This window comes from Kytococcus schroeteri, assembly GCF_002847825.1.
GTDB lineage: Bacteria > Actinomycetota > Actinomycetes > Actinomycetales > Dermatophilaceae > Kytococcus > Kytococcus schroeteri.
Genome location: NZ_PKIZ01000186.1, coordinates 1 through 261, shown reverse-complemented (window position 1 = coordinate 261; position 261 = coordinate 1). Strand labels below are relative to the sequence as shown.

Here is a 261-nt window from a genome sequence, read left to right as displayed (position 1 = left end):
GGGATACCGGGGACTCCGGGGACTCTGGGGCCTCAGTATCTTCCGCTTGCTCCGCCTGATCCGACCATTGGTTGCGTGAAGCGGCTGAGGCGATCGCCCATCTCCTCGGCCAGGCGCGGGCGGGACTCGGTGAGGCTCGCGTAGTCGCGGGTGCTGACGAGCACCTGGAAGTAGCTGGGGGCCAAACGCTGGCCCTGGGCATCCGTCATGACGGACTCTTCGGCGTACTGCTTAAGAACCTCGTCGATCTCGGTTGGAACA

The 261-nt window shown here is 64.8% G+C and carries 1 protein-coding gene; it reads right to left on the bottom strand.

Annotation, left to right across the window (positions count from 1 at the left end; translation table 11 throughout):
- Window positions 1-32: 32 nt before the first annotated feature.
- The coding region (locus CYJ76_RS12105) for an FhaA domain-containing protein (RefSeq protein WP_202820506.1) at window positions 33-261 on the bottom strand (229 nt) is incomplete at its 5' end.